The 20,526-nt window shown below is 39.1% G+C and carries 25 protein-coding genes and 1 pseudogene; all 26 read right to left on the reverse strand.

From position 1 onward, the window contains the following. Positions 1-214: 214 nt before the first annotated feature. The 26 genes and pseudogenes from BLU98_RS01625 to BLU98_RS01740 all read right to left on the reverse strand — a co-directional run bounded on the left by BLU98_RS01625 (position 215) and on the right by BLU98_RS01740 (position 20,504). Positions 215-2,425, reverse strand: a complete 2,211-nt coding sequence (locus BLU98_RS01625) for an ATP-binding response regulator (protein WP_092721483.1) — start codon at positions 2,423-2,425, stop codon at positions 215-217. A gap of 5 nt (positions 2,426-2,430) precedes the next feature. Beyond that, positions 2,431-3,012: a GNAT family N-acetyltransferase gene (locus tag BLU98_RS01630; RefSeq protein ID WP_092721484.1), complete on the reverse strand. Its 582-nt coding sequence runs from the start codon at positions 3,010-3,012 to the stop codon at positions 2,431-2,433. 14 nt (positions 3,013-3,026) lie between these two features. Next, complete coding sequence (locus BLU98_RS01635; protein ID WP_092721485.1) at positions 3,027-3,458, reverse strand: hypothetical protein; 432 nt, start codon at positions 3,456-3,458, stop codon at positions 3,027-3,029. Positions 3,459-3,463: 5 nt separating this feature from the next. After that, a complete protein-coding gene (locus BLU98_RS01640; protein ID WP_092721486.1) occupies positions 3,464-5,557 on the reverse strand; it encodes a heavy metal translocating P-type ATPase in 2,094 nt (697 codons plus the stop codon). Next, positions 5,547-6,404, reverse strand: coding sequence for a prolipoprotein diacylglyceryl transferase (lgt, locus tag BLU98_RS01645; RefSeq protein ID WP_092721487.1), 858 nt, complete (start codon positions 6,402-6,404; stop codon positions 5,547-5,549). Before lgt ends, BLU98_RS01640 begins: the two co-directional genes overlap by 11 nt. A gap of 17 nt (positions 6,405-6,421) precedes the next feature. Further along, complete coding sequence (locus BLU98_RS01650; RefSeq protein ID WP_257574633.1) at positions 6,422-7,099, reverse strand: DUF305 domain-containing protein; 678 nt, start codon at positions 7,097-7,099, stop codon at positions 6,422-6,424. Between the two features lie 74 nt (positions 7,100-7,173). Continuing rightward, entirely contained in the window at positions 7,174-7,515 is a 342-nt protein-coding gene (locus BLU98_RS01655) for a four-helix bundle copper-binding protein (protein WP_092721489.1), read from the reverse strand. A 34-nt stretch (positions 7,516-7,549) separates the two neighbouring features. Continuing rightward, positions 7,550-10,213, reverse strand: coding sequence for a multicopper oxidase domain-containing protein (locus tag BLU98_RS01660; RefSeq protein WP_092721490.1), 2,664 nt, complete (start codon positions 10,211-10,213; stop codon positions 7,550-7,552). A 96-nt stretch (positions 10,214-10,309) separates the two neighbouring features. Then, complete coding sequence (locus BLU98_RS01665) at positions 10,310-10,774, reverse strand: heme-binding domain-containing protein (protein ID WP_092721491.1); 465 nt, start codon at positions 10,772-10,774, stop codon at positions 10,310-10,312. Between the two features lie 2 nt (positions 10,775-10,776). Beyond that, entirely contained in the window at positions 10,777-11,358 is a 582-nt protein-coding gene (locus tag BLU98_RS01670) for a DUF3347 domain-containing protein (protein ID WP_092721492.1), read from the reverse strand. A 72-nt stretch (positions 11,359-11,430) separates the two neighbouring features. Continuing rightward, on the reverse strand, positions 11,431-11,952 hold the full coding sequence (locus tag BLU98_RS01675; RefSeq protein ID WP_092721493.1) for a DUF3347 domain-containing protein: 522 nt from the start codon (positions 11,950-11,952) through the stop codon (positions 11,431-11,433). A 74-nt stretch (positions 11,953-12,026) separates the two neighbouring features. Next, positions 12,027-12,512: a hypothetical protein gene (locus BLU98_RS01680; RefSeq protein WP_092721494.1), complete on the reverse strand. Its 486-nt coding sequence runs from the start codon at positions 12,510-12,512 to the stop codon at positions 12,027-12,029. A gap of 282 nt (positions 12,513-12,794) precedes the next feature. Next, a complete protein-coding gene (locus tag BLU98_RS01685) occupies positions 12,795-13,682 on the reverse strand; it encodes an AraC family transcriptional regulator (RefSeq protein WP_257574634.1) in 888 nt (295 codons plus the stop codon). 76 nt (positions 13,683-13,758) lie between these two features. Then, the gene (locus tag BLU98_RS01690; RefSeq protein ID WP_092721496.1) at positions 13,759-14,379 is read right to left on the reverse strand and encodes a hypothetical protein; all 621 of its coding nucleotides are present in this window, start codon (positions 14,377-14,379) and stop codon (positions 13,759-13,761) included. Between the two features lie 379 nt (positions 14,380-14,758). Beyond that, entirely contained in the window at positions 14,759-15,298 is a 540-nt protein-coding gene (locus BLU98_RS01695) for an efflux RND transporter permease subunit (RefSeq protein WP_257574635.1), read from the reverse strand. Positions 15,299-15,398: 100 nt separating this feature from the next. Continuing rightward, positions 15,399-15,623, reverse strand: coding sequence for a heavy metal-binding domain-containing protein (locus BLU98_RS01700; RefSeq protein WP_139173804.1), 225 nt, complete (start codon positions 15,621-15,623; stop codon positions 15,399-15,401). A 27-nt stretch (positions 15,624-15,650) separates the two neighbouring features. Beyond that, positions 15,651-15,827, reverse strand: a pseudogene (locus tag BLU98_RS18000) (heavy metal-binding domain-containing protein); the annotation flags it as partial. Positions 15,828-15,999: 172 nt separating this feature from the next. Next, on the reverse strand, positions 16,000-16,389 hold the full coding sequence (locus BLU98_RS01705) for an HYC_CC_PP family protein (RefSeq protein WP_139173805.1): 390 nt from the start codon (positions 16,387-16,389) through the stop codon (positions 16,000-16,002). Positions 16,390-16,493: 104 nt separating this feature from the next. Then, on the reverse strand, positions 16,494-16,730 hold the full coding sequence (locus BLU98_RS01710) for a DUF305 domain-containing protein (protein ID WP_092721499.1): 237 nt from the start codon (positions 16,728-16,730) through the stop codon (positions 16,494-16,496). After that, a complete protein-coding gene (locus BLU98_RS17495; protein ID WP_257574636.1) occupies positions 16,723-16,848 on the reverse strand; it encodes a hypothetical protein in 126 nt (41 codons plus the stop codon). Before BLU98_RS17495 ends, BLU98_RS01710 begins: the two co-directional genes overlap by 8 nt. Positions 16,849-16,858: 10 nt before the next feature. Beyond that, positions 16,859-17,074, reverse strand: coding sequence for a DUF305 domain-containing protein (locus BLU98_RS01715; protein WP_092721500.1), 216 nt, complete (start codon positions 17,072-17,074; stop codon positions 16,859-16,861). Between the two features lie 149 nt (positions 17,075-17,223). Further along, positions 17,224-17,784 carry a helix-turn-helix domain-containing protein gene (locus BLU98_RS01720; protein ID WP_257574637.1) on the reverse strand — a complete coding sequence of 187 codons (561 nt, stop codon included), beginning with the start codon at positions 17,782-17,784 and terminating at the stop codon, positions 17,224-17,226. Positions 17,785-17,924: 140 nt separating this feature from the next. After that, complete coding sequence (locus tag BLU98_RS01725) at positions 17,925-18,317, reverse strand: HYC_CC_PP family protein (protein WP_443667549.1); 393 nt, start codon at positions 18,315-18,317, stop codon at positions 17,925-17,927. 107 nt (positions 18,318-18,424) lie between these two features. Continuing rightward, the gene (locus BLU98_RS01730) at positions 18,425-18,637 is read right to left on the reverse strand and encodes a heavy-metal-associated domain-containing protein (RefSeq protein WP_092721502.1); all 213 of its coding nucleotides are present in this window, start codon (positions 18,635-18,637) and stop codon (positions 18,425-18,427) included. A 93-nt stretch (positions 18,638-18,730) separates the two neighbouring features. Further along, positions 18,731-20,161, reverse strand: coding sequence for a bifunctional metallophosphatase/5'-nucleotidase (locus BLU98_RS01735; RefSeq protein WP_092721924.1), 1,431 nt, complete (start codon positions 20,159-20,161; stop codon positions 18,731-18,733). Between the two features lie 94 nt (positions 20,162-20,255). After that, on the reverse strand, positions 20,256-20,504 hold the full coding sequence (locus BLU98_RS01740; protein WP_092721503.1) for a TSUP family transporter: 249 nt from the start codon (positions 20,502-20,504) through the stop codon (positions 20,256-20,258). Between the last annotated feature and the right edge of the window lie 22 nt (positions 20,505-20,526).

Raw genomic sequence — 20,526 nt, forward strand, 5'->3', positions numbered from 1 at the left:
TATCCAAAGAATACGGCATTTCTACTAATTTTCTAAGTAAAAAGAAGTATTTTAAGTGCTTTCGAGGCAAATAGTGTTGCAATTCAGTCGTTTAGAAAGTATTTCGCTAAAAGTGCCCTATTGAAACCAGTTAATTCAGGCGGCTGAGAAAAAATGTTCCCGGCTTAGGATTTTTTAGATTTTCGGGTGCCCGCCAATGAGGTCAATTGGAGGGTTATTCCTTGTCGCTGAGCTTATTAATCATTTCAACCTTGTTGGAAACCCCAATTTTTTCAAAGATGTTTTGAATATGCGTTGCAACCGTCTTGTCAGCAATAAATAAGGTCTTTGCTATCTCCTTGTATTTGGTTCCCTTTAATACAAGTTTCACTATTTCTATTTCCCGGTTAGTAAGATTGTACGATTTACATTTCTGCTCAAGGTTAAAAGGGAGCTTTACATCTTCAGGAACTGCCTTTACATTGCCGAGGTTCTTGAGATTAGCTATTGATAAGTTCAGGATTGCTTTTTTCTGCTTACCAATGTTTTTCAGCACGGTGTCAATCTTTTGGTTTAACTCCTCAAAGGAAAACGGCTTTGGAATAAAGTCAATAGCTCCTAAGCGTAAGCCTTTAAGCTTATCAGTTGGCGTGGATTTGGCTGTTAAAAATATGATCGGGATATGGTTATATTCGTCCTGCTCAGAAATAACCTTTGCAAAAGCAAATCCATCCATCTTATCCATCATAATATCGGATAGAATTAAATCTGGTACAACGGGTAATTCATGTAGTTTTTTCAATGCTTCCGCTCCATTCAAAGAACAAAAGATGTTGTACTTGCCACTTAGCTTTTTTGAAAGAAAATGAAGCATGGCTTTATTATCTTCTATCAGCAAAATCGAAGGCCGGTTGGGAAGAGAAGGTGAATCCACTATCTCAAAGCGTTCGGTATTAGGAATGCGGAATTTTGATTCTAAAGGATTGGCAGCCGGAAACTCATTTTCTGCCGGAACGTACTTATTTAAAATAATGGTCACTTCAGTGCCGGGAGCTTCGGCAGGATTACTTTTAATATGGACTTGTCCTCCCAAGCTATCTACCACCTTTTTTACAATCGGCAGCCCAAGCCCCATACCTTGCAGTCCTGTCTTTTTATGATTTATCTGATAATACGGCTCAAATATTTTCTTTTGCAAATCAGGTGGTATGCCGATGCCGGCATCTTTAACGGAGAAATGAACCTTATCGCCTATAGTCTTTAAGGTTATTTCAATTTTCCCTTCATTATCAGAAAATTTAATCGCATTTTCTATTACATTGTTTACTATCCGGTCAATAGCGTTTGGATCTGCTTTTATGAAAACATTTTCTTCAATGTTCCTGTGACATGAAATGATTTGCTTCTTGCAGTAGTATTCAAACAACACCAGGCTACTTTTAATGATTTCAGTAAAATTCGTTATCTGATTATGATTATATACATCAATTCCCTTTGTAAACCTTTCAATATCGAATAAGCTGGTTACATCCCTTGTAAGTTTATCTACACCACCTTTGATTATTTCTAATTCCTCAACCGAGCCGTACTTGTTTATATACTCTTCCAAGTAATTATTCACCAAGGTTAAAGGCGTTTTAGTTTCGTGAACCAGGTTGATAAAATTGTTTGTCTTTTGTTCGTTTGCCTTTTCAAGATCCTTCGTTCTTTTATCTACCTCATTCTGCAAGTTGGTATTCCAGTTCAAAAGCTGCCGTTCAGATGCAATCAACCTTTGGTGTTCTATCCTCGTCTGCTTGATGTGCCTTGATACCTGTAGAGCTAACAAAAGCAAAAATCCAGTATTAGTAACAGATGCTTCTACTACTTGCCCTAAATGGAAGTAATCAATGATGGGCAAACCAACCCAGGGTGTTAAGCTTAAAAAGAGTACAGTCGCTTCTTCCTTTGATGCTTTACTTGTAAGAAGGTTGCCATACTTATATTTGATAGCTTTAACCAAAGTGAAAATCACCCATAAAGCATATAGCACCGGAAGAATAAGCACGTTTTGTGCAGTTGATAAATTACCGGATACGGCAAATACAACAACGAAAATGATATAAGGTATAATCAGGAAGAAGTAAACGCCCTTATAGGCATGGAACTTCATCTTCTCTAAGCCAAAGGCTTTGTAAACGTAGTAAGGGAAATAGCAAGGCGTAATAAATCCTGTAGCATAGGCAATAGTTTCTTGAATAAAGAATGACCCCGGCATATTGGGGTCGGGCAATAACCCGCCGGTAATGTTATAGGTTATCAGCAGGAAGATTAAAACGATATTCAGGAAAGTTATCTTATCATCCGGTCGGGCTAACTTATAAATTATCAGGTAGAAAAAAATAACTATTTCTATGCTCACAAAAATAAATGTGACAATGTGCATTTGTGTTCCAAATACCAGCATCCGATTTATTTTTTACTCAACTCTCTTTTTAGAAAAAATAACTTGTAGCTTAAATCAAGCTCATTGTATATCTGAAAGCCGAACTTCTTATACCAGGGTAAATTTTTCACAGTCGAAGTTTCCAGGTAGATTGGTCTTTGCTTTTGTTCACTATCCTCAATGATTTCATCCAGCAGAATACTACCAATGCCTTCATTTTGATGTTCGGGATCAACACCAATAAACCATAAGTAATACTTTGGCTCTTTTGACTGTAGCTCGTTTATCTTGGCTTCCCTTGCAAGCGTTTTCTTAATATTCTTTAAACCAACTGCCGAAAGGATCAACTTAACATCCAGCAGGATGGATTTGAGAGTAGTCTTTTTCTTATCAGGATAGGTTATCAGCGCACAGCCTTTCTTATCGTCCGATAAAAACACATCCCCAAATAAATAACAGACCTCAAAAGAATAATCCATTAACGAGCGAACCCGTTGTACTCGTTTTTCATCCTGCTTTACGATGTAGTTAACACTTTGGTTGGCGTCAAACGATTTGGTAAGTATGTCAACTACCAAGTCCTTGTCTTTATGTTCTGCTTTTATCATAATTTCTTGTTTTTTTAATGTAATATGACAACTCTGTCAGAATTAAGTGTATCACTATTGTTACCTGCACGATCAACCGCAACAAACCGGAAATAAAAAGTATCATTCTCAACTGGACTGCGGTTTAAATAATTCCACGGTAATTTGAGTTGCAGGAAGCCGCTTGTGTTGCCGGGAGATTGTGGTATTGTGGAAGCTACCGGAGCTAAAACTAAATCAGGTGGTAATGGACGCCTATTCGTATGAATGGGTATATAAACAAACTTGCCTCCCGAAATATCACCATCCTTATTTCTAAACTTTAACTGGATAACTAAATCCTGCTGAGGAGCTATAACCTTGGTATTATAAGAAGCTACTTCAATTTGCAAATGAGCTTTGAGTTTGTCTTTGCTACACGCAAAAAGAAATGAACAAGGAAGCAAAACCATTAAAATGTGTTTCATACCTGTTATTTAGTTAGACCGTTATTCACTTTAAGTAAACTTGCATTGATAGCCACGATAACAGTGCTCAAACTCATTAACACAGCACCCATTGCCGGACTTAGGGTAAAATAGGGGTACAACACGCCGGCTGCTAACGGAATTGCTACCACATTATACCCCACCGCCCAAGCCAAATTTTGTATCATCTTCTTATAGGTAGCCTTGCCAAAAGAAATCATTTGCACTACATCTTTTGGCTCACTATTAACAAGGATAATATCTGCTGTTTCTGCCGCTACATCGGTTCCTGAACCTACAGCTATACCAACGTCTGCCTGTGCTAAAGCAGGTGCATCATTCACCCCATCACCAGTCATGGCCACTATTTCACCTTTTTCCTGAAACTCTTTAACTTTTACTTGTTTTTCGTGAGGCAGCACATTTGCCAAGTACCCATCCATCCCCAATTTGTTGGCTACCGCTGCAGCAATCTTTTCGTTATCGCCTGTAAGCAGAAAGGATTTGATGTGCATTTGCTTTAGTGCATTTACTGCTTCTGCCGATGTCTCTCTTATGCTATCCGCCAGAGTAATGATACCTACGAGCTTATCATTAATCAGAACAAAATTTACCGTTTCTACATCTTGGTCAACTGTAGATGGAATGGCAGGAAGGGAGAGGTGATTTTGTTTAAAATAATTTGGACCGGCAGCTACTACATGCTTGCCGTTGACAGTTCCTGTAACGCCTACACCTTGTATGTATTTGAAGTTTTCTGACTTCCATAACGGTAGGTTCTTTTCTTTCAATTTCCGCATTATACCGTGTGCAATATGGTGTTCGGAATTTTGCTGAATGGCGGCAGCATATTGCAACACTTCATCGGCTGCAATCTCATTGCTTAATGGGATTACTTTTTGAACTTCATGCGAACCTTTGGTAAGGGTTCCTGTTTTATCAAAAATGATAGTAGTGAGCTTCCTCGCCATTTCAAACGCTGTACGGTTGCGTATCAATAAGCCGTGTGTTGCAGACAGGGTAGTTGACAAAGCCACAACCAACGGGATAGCTACACCTAAAGCATGAGGACACGAAGTAACCATCACGGTTACCATCCTTTCCAATGCAAATGACAAATCTTTTTCTACGCTAAGCCAATAAATCAAAGTGCCTACGCCTACTATTATAGAAATGATGGTAAGCCATTTGGCAACTTTGTCCGCAAGGTTTTGTGTAGTTGATTTGGCTTCCTGTGCAGATTGTACCAGGTTGATAACTTTGTTCAGATAACTATCGCTTCCGGTTCCGGTTACTCTAACTCGCAATGAGCCATCACCATTCACAGAGCCACCAATTACTTTAGTATCTTTTTCCTTTTTCACCGGTACACTTTCGCCTGTCAGCATACTTTCGTTTACATAGGTGCTGCCTTCCAATACAATTCCATCCGCCGGAACTTTTTCTCCCGGTTTTATGACGATAATATCATCGGCTGTTAACTCTTGTAAACTTTTATCGTGCACTTCACCATCTTTTTCAATGTGTACGATGGAAGGAAGCAACGCCACCAAACTTTCCAATGCCCTTGAAGCTGCCATTTGAGAACGCATTTCCAGCCAGTGCCCAAGCAGCATAATGTCAATCAAGGTGGCCAACTCCCAAAAGAAATCCATGCCTGGCAAGCCAAATACAACGGCTACACTATAAATAAAAGCAACAGAGATGGCCAAAGCAACCAATGTCATCATTCCTATTGCCTTATCCCTTATTTCACTGACCATTCCCGCAAGGAAAGGCCAGCCGCCATAGAAGTAGATAACGCTGCTTAATGCCAGAAGCACATAATTATCGAATGGAAAGTTTATGCGAAAACCTAACCATTGCTGTATCATGTGCGAAAGCAACAGTACCGGAATGGTAAGCACAAGGCAAATCCAAAACCGCTTTAAAAAATCTTCTGTATGATGTCCTGCATGTTTATCATGCATGTTGCCATGCTGCGTTTCTGCACCCGGTTCATGCTTGTGCGCATGATGGCTGTGGTTCATTTCCCGAACAGCCCCGGTATTGGCCTGTTGATGTTCGCCGTGTTCATGATGGTGATGATCATGTTCCATAAAATATCTTTTTTGAACTGTTACTCTTTATTTTATTCATCCGTTCCTTTCTAAGAAGGAAATAGGTTCCTATAATGATAAAAGGGAGACTTAGAATTTGACCCATGTTTATAGGCAATGCTTTTTCAAAAGGTTCCTGAGCCTCTTTTGTAAACTCTATTAGAAAACGGGCAGAAAACACAAGCACAAGGAACAATCCAAACAAAAACCCTTTTTTAAGATGAGTGCCTTTGTTTCGATATAAACTCCATAAAGTAAAAAAGATGAGGAGGTAAGCTATAGCCTCATAAACCTGTGATGGATGACGAGGCAATAAATCAACTCTTTCAAATATAAAAGCCCAAGACACATCAGTAGGCTTACCAATTATTTCAGAGTTAAAAAGATTGCCTGTTCTGATAAAAAAACCTGCAAGAGCTACCGCAATTACAACTTTGTCCAATACCCTTAAAAAGTTGTGATGGTATCTTTTGCAGTACAATGCAAGTGCGATGAGAATACCAATGGCACCGCCATGACTGGCTAAACCCTGATAGCCCGTCCATTCAAACCCTTTGTTATTGATACGAAAAGGAAAAATAATTTCTAAAGGATGCGTTTTGAAATAACTGAATTCGTAAAAAAATACTTGTCCAAGACGAGCACCGATTATTGTACCTGCAATAAGGTAAATCAAAAGAGGGTTTAGTTCCTCCTGAATGAAATGCTCTTTTTGGTACATGCTTTTGACCAAAACATAACCCAGGAGAAAAGCAATAGCAAACAATACAGAATAGTATCTGAGTGCAAACCCACCTATACGGAAGATTTCAGGGTTGATATTCCATTTGATAAAAAGAAATTCCATACTGTTTGTTTCTGTTGTTATTTATGAGTATTCAACCATACTTTAAATTCCTTTACGTCTTTTTCCTGATCCGTTATACTTTTCTGTGCCATTTTCTTCAGTTCGTCATTCATTCCGTTTTTTACTTCCATTGCTGCCATCGCTATTCCATGCTCATGATGGTGCATCATCATAGTTGCGAAGTCTTTATCCACGTCGCCGCTCATTTTCATAGATTGCATCGTGTTCATCATGTCTTTCATGTGCTTTTCCAATTCACCTTCCCCGTGCTTCATGCCTGACGGCTTATAGCTACTAATAATGGCTCTTAATTTCTGTTGTTCGTCTTTTTGCTTTGTGATAATCTCTTGTGCTTTCGATTTCATTTTTTCATCCTTGCCTTGTGAAAGTTCTACCTGTGCCATGTCAATGCCACCCTGATGATGTTCTATCATCATATTCGCCCAATCCACGTCAAAATCACCAGTCGTTTTCAGGGAGTGCATTTTGTTCATCATGCTATTCATTACACTCATTAAGTTAGTACCGGTATTGGCTGTAGTATTCTCAGTAGTAGTATGTTCATGAGCAGCAGTATCGGTATGCTCATGTGCTGTACTTTCCTTTTTATCGCTTTCTGCGGTGGTTGAATTATTGCAGCTTGTAAAGAGATAAACGGCTGCGATCAGTGCTAAGGATTTGATTTTTAAATTCATGGTTTCAGTTTTTATAGTTTGAAATTGTTTGGTAAAAAGTAAGGATGCCGAAGTACTCAACATCCTTACTACTTTTACGCTGCCACTCCTGAATGACAGGCTTCGGCGCAAGCCCTGCAAGCTTCTGCGCATCTTCTGCAATGCTCCATTCCCATGCTTGCATGCTTTTCGCATTCTTCAGCACAGGCTTCGCAGATGTCGGCACATTCGTGCAGCAGGTGCTGTGCATGTTCTGAACTCCTTGATACAAAGGATGCAGCAAGTGAACAGATTTCAGCACAATCAATGTCTAACTTGATGCAACGGGCAAGCATCTTTACGTCCTGTTCTTCAAGACAGGCTGCTGCACAATGGTTACATTCTTCTGCGCATTTGGTGAGGGCATCTAACAATGCCCTGTTTTGTACATGGCTCATAATTGGCGATTTTATGGTTAAGAAATATTCTTGATTAATAGGTTAGCGTTATGCCTGCACCTAAGCCCATATCAGTATCATAGTGAGTTGATAAAGCAAACCATTTTAAAACGATGTATCTGAACCCGGCGGTGTACTCCTTATCGGTATTAACCATGAAGTTGAAACGTAAACGATTAGTAACCGGCACGTCTTCGCGGCTTAGCTGAAAGCGGAACTTTCCATTGCCATCAACCCTTGCATCTGCCAATATCAGCATGGGTAAAGCATATTGTACACCTGCAACAAAAGTTTTTCGATTGTTTTTGTTGCTTATTTGTCCAAATGAATTTTTTTCTATTTCATCTTTCCCTACTTTTTTGTAGTGATAGTCAAATCCCACATAAGTGAACAACCATTGATTTTTTCCGAAGAACCGCCCGAAGTTTGTTTCACTTTCAAAACCATGCTCTGCATGTAACCCTACATGCCAAACTTGTTGCAGTGCATATCGGTTCGTAGAGAGCATTGCTTCTCCATCACTACCATTACTTTCTAAGCCCGCTCTAACCATGAGATGTCGCATGCTATTATCTCTCTTAAACATTCGATATGCTTTTGCAGCATCAGGTAGTTCAGGATTTACCGGTGAGTTTTCGTAAGTGAATACCCGACCCATACCTGCCATCATATGAAAAAGGATGTGACAATGAAAAAACCAATTACCGCTTTGGTTAGCAGCAAATTCAATTGTATCTGTTTCCATCGGCATGATGTCAATCACATTCTTTAAAGGAGAGTAATCACCTTGTGAATTCAACACCCTGAAATCATGTCCATGCAGGTGCATAGGGTGGCGCATCATGGAATTGTTGGTGAGGATAAGGCGTACATTTTCACCTTGTTTAATTAAGATTTTATCAGCTTCGTTTACTGTCTTGTTATCTATAGTCCATACATACCTGTTCATGTTTCCGGTAAGGGTAAAGTGAAGAACTCTGGTCGGACCGTCAGGTAAGGTTGTTTTTACCGGAGAACGTAGCATGTCATAATTAAGCGTTACAATGCCGGAACTGCTATTCATATTCATGCCCTGCATATCATTAATGTTTTCCATCTTCATCTCCTGCATGCTGTCATTCTTAGGCTCGTTCATGTTCATATGTCCCGAATGACCCATGTTCATTTTGTCGCTACCATCACCAGTTAATTCCGGGTACATCACCGAATTCATATCCATTCTTTGCAGGCTCATGTTCATTCCCATGTCTTTCATGTCTCCGTTGGTTTTCATCATATCGTTCATCATCTTCATGCCTTCAAAGTATTTCAGACGTGGAAGCACAGGAGCAGGCATTTTCATACCTGTTCCTAACCATAGTGATGTTGCTTTTGTACGGTCTTCCGGTGTAGCCCTAAACTCGTAACTCATGTTCTCAGGAATAGTTACAATGAGGTCATAAGTTTCGGCAGTACCTACAATCAGCCGATCCACTTCTACTGGTTCCATATCATTTCCGTCATTTCCCACTACGGCTATTTTTCCACCTGCATATTGCAACCAGAAGTAACTGGACGCCCCCCCGTTTACTACATGCAGCTTTACTTTATCACCCGCCTTAAACTGTGGTGCAGCATTCTCAGGTTTGCCATTAGAAAGAAAACGGTCATAATAAACATCGCTTACATCCATTGCCTTCATTCGCTTCCATTCATTGACAACTTTTGTTTTAAAGAAGCCTTCCTTAATGGCTTCTATATAGCTTTGCGTACTTCCTTTTTTAATTGAGTACCAATCATTAGCCGTGCGTAACCGGCGTTGCACCTGAGTAGGATTTTCATCCGTCCATTCGCTTAGCACAAGCGTATATTCTTTGTTGAATAAACTATTTTGCATGTGCATGGAAGAACCCGCCATATTCTTATCAGGCATATGAGCTTCTTCTCTCTTTTTAAATATCAATGCCCCATACATACCTGATTGTTCCTGCAGTGCACTATGGGAATGATACCAATACGTTCCGTTTTGCACAACAGCAAATTTGTACAGATGTGTTTCTCCGGGACCTATTCTTGCTGTAGTTAAATAGGGTACACCATCAAAGCGGTTAGGAAGTATCACGCCATGCCAGTGCAGCGAGGTTTCCTCTTTCTTTAAATTATTGTGCAGATAAATTTCAGCCGTATCGCCTTCCGTGAAAGTTAGTGTGGGTGCAGGTATAGAACCATTGATGGCAATAGCACGTTTCGTTTTGCCTGTAAAGTTTACCATAGTATCCGTTACATACAGGTCGTATCGAACTCTTTTACCAGGCATAAGGTTGACTTTCGCAGGGATTTGGTTTGCCATATCTGTTTCACCACTATCAGATGCCATTTTATGTTCGTTCATTGGCATGTCCATCTTCATGTCCATATCCGGCATACCTTTTTTCTGAGGCACCGTGTCTTTCGACATCGGCATTGCCTTTTGCTTTGGCATCTGGGGTTGAGGCGTTGGAGCCGTAGTTTTTATTGTCTTCTTTACTAATGTCATTCCGCATTTTGGACACTTTCCAGGCTTTGACATTTGCACTTCAGGGTGCATAACACAAGTGTATATTATTTTCTGTGTCTGTTGGTTACTTGGCTTTTGAGCAGGCATGTTGTGCCCTTCATGCTGTGCAAATGCTGTTGTAAGCCAAAAAACCTGCATAAGCATCAGAAATACTGTTTTCATCTTTTTCTCCTTTTTTATTGACAACACTTTTTCTTGCGGATGAAAACCGCTTTTAAAAATCTTACTGTCAGTTTACCAATTCGTTTCAATATTGTTTTATTTGTTTTGTGTAAGGCTGTCTCTTGTTCTTCTTACCCAACTAATGATTTCCGCTTTATATGTTTCGGTAAGCCGGGCATCTTTGTGTAGCAAGAGGTATGATGACAAGGGCATCGTACCGTCCTTAACGCTATTTTCTATAGCCCGAAGCTTATTAGCCTGCCGCCTCGATGAATAAGAGCCAAATTCACTGAAATTCAATTCATCTTTACCTTCCTTAACATGCCTGGCTAAAAGCCATCCCATAGGCTGCACATTGGCGTACCAGGGATAGCGGGTATTGTTGCTATGACAATCGTAGCAAGCATTTTCAAAAACAGCTTGTATGCTTTGCGGAACGTTATACATGTTTACTATATCCGTTTGCAATACCTGCCCACTTGTATTGCGGGTAGGTTGTATAAACTGTATAACAATCAGTACAATTAGAATAGCTAACAATATTTTTTTCGTGCGGCTCATGCTCACTGTTTAATTTCTTCTTTCACTTCGCCACAGGTAGGCATTTCCTTGCCGAGATAGGGATTTCTTATAAGCTTAACTTCGCTTAACCATGTAGCGCCTTTATTATCGTTATACATAGGGCAAAAATCACGATACAAGGTTTGACCCGTTCCAAATGCTTTTACCATGTCATATATATCGTTACTAAGCATATCAAAATGCTCTCGCTGATGATCAATTTTATCAGCACTCTTGCTGATGTGTTCTGCCATTTCTTTGGCATCGTCCGCAACGTCAGCGTACACTTTCTTTTGCCCCTCTGTTAAAGATGATTTGTCTATCTTGTTCATTGCCTCTAAAAATTCATTTGCTGCATTAGCTGCCGCCTGACTATTATCATTAGCCAACGCATTTTTTAGATTGAGGTAACCATTTACAATTCCTTTAATTGGCGTTGCCTCTCCGGTTGGGTTTGAAGAAAGCGTCGTTGTCGGAGTTTGGTTGTTATCTGCGCTATTGTTTTCAGCAGATTTATTATTGCCGCTATTGCATGCTGTAAAAGCAATTGAAGCCGTCATTATAGCTATTATTATAGATTTCATTCGCTTAGTTTTTAATATGAATAAAGCCGAGGTTTGGAGCAAGCCAACCCCATTCTTGCTTTGGCAGAAGAGTTACTTCAAGGTTTCTGTTACCTTGCCGCACGTAAGCATGCTGCTACCGAAATATGGATTTTTGATTGCCTGCTCGCTGCTTAACCAGTATGCTTTTTTCATTGGGCAATACTGTTGATAAACAGGCAGGTCGGTAAGCTTTACGGCTTTCGCCAAAGCCGTCATATTATTTGAGAGATTGGCAAAGAGGTTACGTTGCTGTTTGATGTCTTTGGTTTCGGAAATCCGTCCGGCATCTTTCAACAACGCATTAATATTGCCTTCAGATATAACCTTAAAGTCTATGCTATTGGCAGTTTTTACAAACTCTGCTGCTTTCGCAGAAGCTGCATTGGCATTATCTGCTACCAAAGCATCTTTTATATTATAATATAGGTTGAGTAGCTGCGACACGTTTTTATTGTCGCTTGCAATGGTGGCAGAATTAGAACGTTCAGTTGTATTGCTGCGGAGATCATGTTGAGCAAACACTGAAGTAGAGGTGAAGCAAAATAATGTTGCTATTACGATTAGCTTTTTCATTCAAAATGATTTAATGTTTTAAAAAATAAGTACAAGCATGGGCAAATAATGCCATGCAGAAATGAAACATTAAATCAAATCTGAAAGCTCTGAATAGCTATGCGAATGTCCGATATGGGAGGATGGTAACTTCGGACAAAATGTTTAATATTCGGAACAACCTGCGAAGCAAATAACAGGTCGATATCAAAGTATGTAGAAAGAAATGCTGCAAAGAATACAGGATTGATTACAGCATTTACGGATTGGGGGACGGTTTTTTCAAGCTGAGCAAATTTTGTTACTCCGTCATTGCAGCAATTGTCTTTATCATCTTTTGATTTTTGCTCATGGTGTGCTTGACTGTGGTTTTTCGCTTTGTGGTTGTGTTGGTGATGATGCTGATGTTTTTTACCATCAGCGTGTACATGAATTGAAGATTGAGTTGCTTCGTCATGATGGTGAGTAGTATTGAAGCCTAAATCCATTCCAACAGAACAAGCAAAGCCAATAACCGTGTTCAGTGAGAACACGACTAACAGAAAAGCCGCTTTAAGTTGTATGGATCTATTTGCTTTCATTACTGTTTACTCATACAATAAGCCATGATATTCAGAGTAATTTTAAGATATACAAAGGTAGTCAGCCTAAAGTTTTCGACTGTTACATAATTTTTAATAAGATTTACAGAATTTTTAGATTGAAGGGGTAGAAGCACGTTTTTACCTCTGTCTTAACAACCTCATCCCTACTGATGCTGATTGAGTGGTTGAAGGTTCGTGTTCATATTCGCCGTTGTTCTCAACACTTATCTATTAAACTTTTACAGCCGATCTCCTGATTTTTCTTCGTCTCAAGCGGTATTATATTGAAGGAACAACTTCAATAGGAATGAAAATTTCTCTTTCAATTCTATGATACGCTTCATCAAGCGGGTTATGTTCTAAAATCTCAAACACATAAGAGTGTTTAATTCTATAGTTGTTTTTAGGGAGCCAGAATTGGTGAATGGCGTGTAAACTATGAAAGGTTGTGAGTGAGGGTCCTTTGACTTTAGTTATGGCAAATCTTCCACCTTCTAATTCGGCAATATCTACATTCTTTGGAAGAGATTGACCCGACTGAAAAGTTATTCCTGCCTGATAAAGTTCTGCATGAGGATTGATAACGCCAATGAATTTCGAGCCCTCATTTATCAAATTAAAATCTTCAACAAGTTGGATAACTTTCCTAAATCCACGCTCAATTTTTTTCGGCTGTGATAATGGAAGATTGACAAATACAGCACGAACTGTCTGAAGTTTGCTTACTCTTACTTCTAAATTTCTGCGCCAATAATCAGGGCTGTAACCTTGGCTAAAAAGGTGCACATTTGTACTCTTTGTGCCCATTGATCTTCGGAATTTAATCTTCTCCTTCGGTGTAAGTTTTCTTAATTCCTCGGCACATATTCCAAAATAGGATTTAAAGGCACGGGCAAAAGTGGATGGCGATGCAAAGCCGCTGCTTAAAGCAATTTCAGTTACAGTTTTGTAATCTTGATTGACTATAAAATGTGCTGAATTTTCCAAACGCATTCTAATAATATATTGCTTTGGAGTTTCGCCTGTAACTTGTTTAAATACTTTTTGGAAATGAAAAGGAGAATAGTTTGCAATAGCAGCAAGTTTCTTTAATCTGAGGTCTGCTGAGAGATGACTTAAAATAAAATTCACTACGGTGTTAGTTCTGTGAACATATTCTTCAGGCAAATTGCTCATTATATGTATTGCACTTTGATGGTGGAATAAAGTTAAATTTCCAAACGCTTCATTTATATTATTTCAATCAATAATGGTTCATAGTGCCACTTAGATGCCAAACCACAAAAAAGAGTAACAAAACGATAATTACTCCAATTACAATTTTAATAACCGATGCTTTTTGTGTTGCGTTATTTTCCATAACCACGCTTTGAGTGTTGATTGTTCCGAAATGTATTTTTCCCCAAGGCTTATAAACAGAAATTACGGTTATAGCCAATAAGACAAAAAGGGCGAGAACCGCTTTTTGTAAAAGCTCCCTTCCAATACCAAACAACTGCGAATTTGGCAATTGTACTTTTGATGCTGTCATTGCTCCATCATTTATAAGCCGCATATGCACCAACAGTAAAATGGTTGAACCAACTGTTAGAAGAAATTTTACAAAAACCCAATAGTGTTTAATCAAACCCCATTTTGCGCCGAGAGACTGAATAAGTCCTGTAATCAGTGAACCAAAGCAGAATGGAAGAATAATATACTGCCCAATTAAATTCATCCCGATGTAAGAAGAAAGAACTGTTTGATTGTTTTTACTTGTAAGCGCTGCAATATTAAGAACTACAAATCCAGCCACAGCACCAAACCATCCAACAGAGAATGCAATGTGACAAGTAAGAACAAGTTTTCTTAATTGAGATGTCATCTGTAAACTATTTTAAAAATCAAGAGGCTGTTTAAGCCAACAACCTCTTGACAACTGTTAATGACCCATAACTGACTTCATTGGACATTCTCCATGTGGCGGTGTATGACCGTTTAAATGAAATCCGACTATTGTAGCCAGCAATGCGGCTGCTACTACTAAAACTTTGTACTTCATTTTTGTTTGTTTTTGTAATCACGAAAGTCCAAGTTCCTACTGAAAAGTTATCGGCAAAACTTGGGAACTACTTTGCAAATCTTGCGATTTAAGAAGGGAGTATATTTCTTTAGGCTTTTTGACCGAAACGCAGAAGGATAGCAAATCAATCATTTTTCAAAAAACTGAATGCTCTTTCAATAGAGTTTGATTTTTAAATAAACTACATGTTGATCATGTCATGTCCTGCCATTGGATTAGCCCCTTTCTTAAAAATGTACTCGCTGTTTATCAGGTAAGCACTACTAATTAAATCCATATTTCTTGCATCAAGTGTGTACCAAAATACATGACCTACCCCTGTGCCATCAGGTCCCAAAGTGGGTATTACACCCTGCGGTAACAGGCGTTGCGCATAATTCAGGCGTTCCAGTACTCTTGTTCTTGCCCAATAACTATCTACATCATCATCAAAAATCAAATAGACAAAGCTCATCCCGAACATGGAGGTGCCTCTAATGTTCTTGATTTTAGGAATGCCCTGCAGGTTCGACACTAATGGGTACGTTACCTGATCTTCCATTACCTGCGGACTGCGACCCATACATTCCGTAAACACAATAATTTGATTTTCGGATAAATCGGGAATGGCATCAATGGAGTTTTGCCGCATCGAACAAATGCCCCAGACAAAAAGCCCTGCGCTGATCATTAACACAACCAACCTGTTTCTTAAAGCAAATTCAACTAACTTCTGAACCATAATAATTCTGATTAAAGCCGTTTAGCCGTTAATAGAAGGAATGATAGAAGCAGACTATGTTTCTGAATGGAGCGTTGGCTGACAGCCTGCTTCTAAGAACTTAAGATTTAACCTTAACCAGCGGTTTGTTGCAAATTGGGCATTTGCCAGGCTTGCTGCTGTATTCATCGGGATGCATGGTGCAGGTATATTCTTTAATTGCCTGCTTGCTGCCCCTTCTATCTACCACCAGTTGCGCCTTGCATTTAGGACAAACGCCTTCATGGTCGCTAACAACTTCCGTGTGCATAGGACAAGTGTAAGTCTTTGTTACTTCCCTTTTCATTTGTTCTTTTTTGGAAAGTGTTAAGTCCATATTACACTTGGGGCATTTGCCAGGTTTGTTGCTTACAACATCCGGGTGCATTGGGCAAGTGTATTGAACAACTACAGTTGTGTGATTGGGGTTAGGAACGTTTGCTTTACTTTTTTGAGCGAAGGTTGACAGAGTTGCAAAGAATGGTATCAACAGAATTAAATACGTTTTCATATAATTAATTTTATCTGATTAGAAGAAATGTTTTGTAGCTGTAGCTACTTAGATTAAACTTGAAAAAGAGAATGTAGGCTAATTGATCAATAGCCTTCCAGAAGGAGAATGAGTGGGTATATAAAACACCTTTAGCCCAACAAATTGCCGGGCATACACTCATAAAGGAAAATCAAATTCTGAAAACGCAGTTGCGAATAAAAAGAGGAACGCCTTGTGTGCGTGGCGGCGCATTGGCGAGTGGATGTTCTTCTGTTATGGAAGAAACGTAAACAGATTGTAAGTCGAAAAAGGTAGGGAGTACAGCAACAGAGGTTAGATGCACCAATGACAAGCTATTATCAGCAGGCTTTTGATCATCTACCTTAAACTGTTTATGCTCGTCTTTACAACAACCTTTATGTGGCACTTTAGCCATACCACATTTCGGGCATTTTCCGCCTTTATTTTTCGAGAGTTTCCAGTCAATCAACTTACCCATGCAGTAATGCAAGTGCATTGTTGCACCTGATGATGCTGTGATATACAGAAGGGCTAATATGGCGACTATAAACTTTTTCACTACATGAAAAATCGTAAGTAAAACTACATTAGCTGCATTGTTATATTTTTGATTTCAGCCATTTGGCATGATGAATTTGGTTAGCTAAATGAATACCAGGTAGTTCATCTTTTATTCGTCTTTAACCAGTCAGCTAAGTCTTCAATCTCTTTCGTTTGCGACATAACAATATTGTTAGCCATCGTTTTTAACTGTGCATTATTACCATGATGCAAATAAGCAGAAGCATTGTCAATCGCACTTTGATGATGTATGATCATTAAAGTAGCAAAATCGTTATCAATATCACCCGTTATTAGTTGAATGTCTGCAGCCTTGCCGCTTTTCATCATGCTATCCATTTGCTCCAATTGTAAAAGATGGGTCACTGTTATCTACAGTTAAAGAAGCTAAGATGGTATTGAGTTGCTGAATTTCCGGTTGTTGCTCGTTGATGATTTTTTGAGCCGTGCGTTTCAAGCTATCATTTTTACCTTCCTGTAACTCCAGGGTTTGCCATATCAATAGCTCCTTGATGATGCATCTTCATCATACGAGCAAAATCAATTTCAGGATCATTTGTTTTCTGCATCGTATCCGTCTTACTCATCATTTGATGCATCAGGATCATCATTTTGTTATCATCATGCTTTTGCAGCGTTATTCCGTTATCGTCTTTTGAGCAAGCCGATAACAACGCTACCATAAACCCCACCACAGTTAAAAACCTGTTCTTTATAAAAGTTCAATTGAAGTGCAAAGTTACTTTTGCCATCTTTCCCAGCTGTTACATAATTTTGATTGTGTTTTACATAATTTTTAGACACAGCATTAGAGACCAATGATAGGTTGATACTAAACCTCATCAAGCGGCTTCCGTCTACTTTTGCCAATGTTTTTAAAATGGCTGGGTGTTTGGTTGGTAACCTTCTTAAATTGAGCAGACAGGTGTGCAACACTGCTATAGCCTAATTTATCTGCAATCTCACTCAGCGTTAATTGCCCATAAACAAGTAACTCTTTTACCTTTTCAACTTTTTGATTGATGATATACTTTTCGATGGTGATACCTTCTACTTCCGAAAAAAGATTGCTCAGGTAGCAATAGTCTTTTTTAAGTTGTTCGGAGAGGATTTGCGAAAAGTTGTATTTGCTTACTTTATCACTATGATGTATTTGAGTGATTATAATGTTCTTAATTTTTTCGGTGAGCTGCTTTTTACTATCATCGAGCAATTCAAAGCCAAGGGCGGCTATATTGCTCCTGAATTTTTCCAATTGGTTTGGCGTTGGCTCTTTCGTTAATTCTACCTCACCAAGAGATATAGCGGTAGCTTTTAAGCGTACTTTTTTCAATTCCTGACTTATCACCAATATACAGCGGTTACAAACCATATTCTTTATAGCTAACTTCATAGAGGCATGTTGAGTTATTTTACGTTTACCAATGATGCTAACGGATGTAGCACAATAAAAAGCTGATAACAATTAGGGATATCAAGCCGTAAAGGCAGATAGAATGGACAGGAAGGTCCTGCGACAAGGAGAGGAGCTAATCAAATACGGTACACGCAGTTGCTGATGTATATTGGTACTTTGCCTGTACCCGGTGGAGAGTTCGTTAACGGGTAATTGATGATTGAATGGGAATATACTATCAGGGTATAGTTATTCCAATCATATTGTGGCAGGTCAATGGCTATTTTTAAAGGAGAAAAAGTAGCTGCCTGAAAGTTGTATTTGCTTTCAATTTTTATCGTTTGGTGTTTATCCTCGCAGCAGCCCTTCTTTTTAGCCATGCTGCAATTCTTACAGTCATCTTTCTTGTCGTGTTTATGCCATAAAGCCCAGGATACCATCTTGCCCATGCAATAGTGCATGTGAATGGTGGCTCCGGTGGAGGTCATAAAGTATAGAACTGCTAATATGGTTGCTATACACTTTTTCACATCTGGCGTTCGTCTTTATGGGAGTGTCTTGTAAACAAAGTTAACTTTTTAAAAGCTCAAAAAAGATAAGCCGGATCAGTTGTTCTGACCCGGCTTACCTCTAAAGTTTAGGCTACTTCCTCCGCTTTGAAACCTGCCTTCTCAACCGCTCTAACTACGTCATTCTTATTGACTTCTGTACCTGAAACGGTCAAAATTTTATTCGGATTTTGAGTATCTACCTTCCAGTTGTTTTCACCCACGGTTTCGTTTAGTGAAGAAGTAATCTTCGCAACACATCCGCTGCAATTGATGTTTGTTTTCAATTTCAGAGTTTCCATGTTATTCTATTTTTATTGATTAAAGAATTGATTTGAATTTTAAACGTAAGCTGTTGCTTACTACACTTACAGAGCTTAGAACCTCAGTTTTTACTACACTGGAACAAAGGATTTTTGATGCAGCATATTTATGTCAAGCCCCGTTTCATTTAAGAAAAGAGCCATTGCCTCTACTGCTGTTATTTCGGTTTGCTGACGATTGAAACCAAATTTCTCCGGCACACCTTGTTCGGTTACAAAAGATGCTCTGTACCGTTTATCTTTTTGATAAGGACTGTTGCCAATGAACAATTCCTGAATGCGATAATCTTTACGGTTCTCAACTTTAATATAGGCTGTAAGTCCCATGCACCGTTTAACATAGCCGCCCATTTGTTGCATCGGATTGGCTGAAAATGTTCTCTCCAGGTTTTCTTCCAGCATTTCCTTGATTTCTTCTCCGGTTAATTCCGTTGTTGAAATGAAAGGGTTGTGTGGAATGATATTGAACAGGTCATTTTTCGAAATATTTCCTTTAAGTATCGGTATCCCATATCTCCATCCATTGGAAAAGGCGAGCTCTGTTTGCGAAACACGCATCATTGCCGCAAGCAATAAATTATCCATTGATGAATGCAATGTGTTATAGCGATGCAAGGTAACCGGAGTGGTTCCAACTACATCTGTAAAAAGATCGGCGTGTGGAGCTAAGGCATCTTTGACCATCCTTTCTGTTTCTTCATCCTGCGGAAGCGTTTCATCAACCACTTTTAATTCGTAGCGATAGCTATTGATTGTATTGCTTTCTATTTCCACATCTAAATGCCCAATGAAAGAACCGTGACAACCGCATTGAATGACAACTGTGTCATTAACTGTTATAGTCTCATAAAGCCGGTTGTGCGTGTGCGCACTTAAACAAATATCTACACCGTTTACTTTTGAAAGCAAATCACAATCTTGTGGGAAGCCATTGTGTGAGAGCAAGATAACCAGATTGGCACCCTCATTCCTCACCCGGTTAATCATTTCAGGCAATTCTTTTGAGCCATCGGTAATACGCAACCCTTTGCTGAAGTGTTTAGGCATGGTTTTGTCAATGATATTGGAGCAAATGCCGAGTACAGCAATTTTATAACCATTCACCTCTTTGATAACGTAGGCAGGTAAAAAAAGACTGCCGGCCTCGTTGTACACATTCATTCCTAAAACAGGATAGTTGAGTTGGGAAGACAAATGTCTTAAATGTTGCGGACCATACGCAAAATCCCAATGTCCTACCATGGCATCAATGCCTATGTTGTTTAAAATAGGCACCACAACTTCGCCTTTCGATTGCACCACAGGAAAAGTGCCGTGAAAGGTATCACCACCATCAAAGACTAAAACATTCTCCTGCTGTCTCCTGACATCGTTTATATAACCGGCTATTCTTGCATAACCACCCGCTATTTTTATCACTTCTTCGGAACCGCTATAAAAAAGCTCTGGGTGCGGCTGTAAATAGCCATGGATATCATTGAAGAACAAGACAGATAGTTTCATCTTTTCAGAATGGTACATTAATTCTTTGAAAAAAACATTTTTATACCGATTGCAATTAAAACGATAGCTAAAACTTTTTCAACTGCTTCTTTCTTTAATAAATAATTTGACTAAGTGCTGCTGCTTTAACATCTACATTTCCCTGTTTGTAATAAACATAAGCAGCCATGAGACCAATAGGCGGTGCAAGGGCTGCAATAGAAGTGCCTTGTGCAGTTCGGAAAGAAAAGGCAAATAGAAAAACCCAAGCGGGAACAATGATAACACCGCCACCAATGCCAACCATACCGCTTAACCATCCTGCAAATAGGCCCAACAACAATAATCCGAAAACGTAATTCATAAGCTGCTCTTTATTATATTGA

It is taken from the genome of Hydrobacter penzbergensis (assembly GCF_900106985.1).
Classification (GTDB): domain Bacteria; phylum Bacteroidota; class Bacteroidia; order Chitinophagales; family Chitinophagaceae; genus Sediminibacterium; species Sediminibacterium magnilacihabitans.

Coding starts and splice junctions, on each gene's coding strand:
- BLU98_RS01625 (WP_092721483.1), bottom strand. CDS start 2,425: ATGCTGGTATTTGGAACACAAATGCACATTGTCACATTTATTTTTGTG.
- BLU98_RS01630 (WP_092721484.1), bottom strand. CDS start 3,012: ATGATAAAAGCAGAACATAAAGACAAGGACTTGGTAGTTGACATACTT.
- BLU98_RS01635 (WP_092721485.1), bottom strand. CDS start 3,458: ATGAAACACATTTTAATGGTTTTGCTTCCTTGTTCATTTCTTTTTGCG.
- BLU98_RS01640 (WP_092721486.1), bottom strand. CDS start 5,557: ATGGAACATGATCATCACCATCATGAACACGGCGAACATCAACAGGCC.
- lgt (WP_092721487.1), bottom strand. CDS start 6,404: ATGGAATTTCTTTTTATCAAATGGAATATCAACCCTGAAATCTTCCGT.
- BLU98_RS01650 (WP_257574633.1), bottom strand. CDS start 7,099: ATGAATTTAAAAATCAAATCCTTAGCACTGATCGCAGCCGTTTATCTC.
- BLU98_RS01655 (WP_092721489.1), bottom strand. CDS start 7,515: ATGAGCCATGTACAAAACAGGGCATTGTTAGATGCCCTCACCAAATGC.
- BLU98_RS01660 (WP_092721490.1), bottom strand. CDS start 10,213: ATGAAAACAGTATTTCTGATGCTTATGCAGGTTTTTTGGCTTACAACA.
- BLU98_RS01665 (WP_092721491.1), bottom strand. CDS start 10,774: ATGAGCCGCACGAAAAAAATATTGTTAGCTATTCTAATTGTACTGATT.
- BLU98_RS01670 (WP_092721492.1), bottom strand. CDS start 11,358: ATGAAATCTATAATAATAGCTATAATGACGGCTTCAATTGCTTTTACA.
- BLU98_RS01675 (WP_092721493.1), bottom strand. CDS start 11,952: ATGAAAAAGCTAATCGTAATAGCAACATTATTTTGCTTCACCTCTACT.
- BLU98_RS01680 (WP_092721494.1), bottom strand. CDS start 12,512: ATGAAAGCAAATAGATCCATACAACTTAAAGCGGCTTTTCTGTTAGTC.
- BLU98_RS01690 (WP_092721496.1), bottom strand. CDS start 14,379: ATGACATCTCAATTAAGAAAACTTGTTCTTACTTGTCACATTGCATTC.
- BLU98_RS01695 (WP_257574635.1), bottom strand. CDS start 15,298: ATGGTTCAGAAGTTAGTTGAATTTGCTTTAAGAAACAGGTTGGTTGTG.
- BLU98_RS01700 (WP_139173804.1), bottom strand. CDS start 15,623: ATGAAAAGGGAAGTAACAAAGACTTACACTTGTCCTATGCACACGGAA.
- BLU98_RS01710 (WP_092721499.1), bottom strand. CDS start 16,730: ATGGATAGCATGATGAAAAGCGGCAAGGCTGCAGACATTCAACTAATA.
- BLU98_RS01715 (WP_092721500.1), bottom strand. CDS start 17,074: ATGGTAGCGTTGTTATCGGCTTGCTCAAAAGACGATAACGGAATAACG.
- BLU98_RS01720 (WP_257574637.1), bottom strand. CDS start 17,784: ATGAAGTTAGCTATAAAGAATATGGTTTGTAACCGCTGTATATTGGTG.
- BLU98_RS01730 (WP_092721502.1), bottom strand. CDS start 18,637: ATGGAAACTCTGAAATTGAAAACAAACATCAATTGCAGCGGATGTGTT.
- BLU98_RS01735 (WP_092721924.1), bottom strand. CDS start 20,161: ATGAAACTATCTGTCTTGTTCTTCAATGATATCCATGGCTATTTACAG.
- BLU98_RS01740 (WP_092721503.1), bottom strand. CDS start 20,504: ATGAATTACGTTTTCGGATTATTGTTGTTGGGCCTATTTGCAGGATGG.